The organism is Planktosalinus sp., from assembly GCF_059864935.1.
Map to the genome: position 1 here is coordinate 1 of NZ_JCBCCK010000145.1, position 1,241 is coordinate 1,241.

Sequence of the window (1,241 nt, forward strand, 5' to 3'; positions counted from 1 at the left end):
GTATTTGTCTATGAAAGTTGTGGTGATGTGGGTGGCAATTGTTTGGCCGGTAGAGTTGGAACTGGAAAAATAGAAGATTTCTTTGTAACCGCAGGTCAGGACTATTTTATAGTAATTGCTTCACAGTCGGGCAGTACAACCTATACCTTGGATATTTATGGATTTGTTTGTGCAAACCTTGCAGCACCCACAGGGGATTCACCCCAGATATATGTGGCAGGGGACACCCTGGATGATTTGGAAGTGGATTCCTATGTTCACAGTACCGGTTTGACTTGGTATGACAACAGCACAGGCACACCGCCGGCACTAAGTCCAACAACCCCGTTGGTAGATGGTGCAACTTATTGGGTGAGCCAAACTGTACTAGGGTGTGAAAGTCCATTACTGGAAATTATTGTAAACGAGCTTGATTGTTCCGTGTTTGGAATACTTAGCACTACTGGTGGAGTTGTATGTCAGCAAGGACAAGTTACCTTAACAGCCACCCCAACAGGGGCAGGAAGCGAGATATACTGGTTTTTATCAGATGATCCACTAATTGCACCCGATCCAATAGGAATTGGTTCTATATATACAACACCAACCATAACTTCAACTACATCCTACTGGGCAGCGGAGGTTTATCTTGAAACCGGTGGAGGGGCTGGAGGTCAAATGCCGGAATTACTCTATTATAAGTTTGATACAGGCACTACAATAGTCAACGAAGCACTAAGTCCCGTTGGGAATAATCCGGCTTCAATTACCGGAACCGGGCTGACTGTTGGAGGAGCAGGACTGTTTGGAACGGCGTTACAGGGAACAGGGGTTACTTCTAGCTCCGGAGTGATTAATACCGGATGGAATACAAACCTTTCAGGCTCGTTTACAATAGGCTTCTGGACAAGTAATATTACGCCTAGTGGCACACTTTATTATATTTTTGGTGATGTGGGTGCCGGAGGTTTTCGTTGCTTTACAAATGGAGTTGCCGGAGCTAACAATTGGATGGTTCGTGGTGGGGGATTGCCTGACTTAACTATAACAGGTGCCGCTACAACGGCTCCTAATTATGTTCATGTTGTATATAATGCAACAGCCGGAACATATACCGGCTACATTGATGGTGTTTTGCACGTTACTGTTACTGCTCCCACAACAAATACGATGTCCGGTTCCGGTTTTCAAGTAGGGGGATATGGCACTAATACCAACCTTAACGGCTTAATGGATGAGTTTAGAATCTACAATCGGGCCTT

Annotated in this window: 1 protein-coding gene; it reads left to right on the top strand. The window is 45.1% G+C overall.

All coding sequences use genetic code 11. The annotated features are described in order from the left end of the window. The coding region (locus AC6F75_RS05985; protein WP_500714042.1) for a LamG-like jellyroll fold domain-containing protein at positions 1–1,241 on the top strand (1,241 nt) is incomplete at both ends.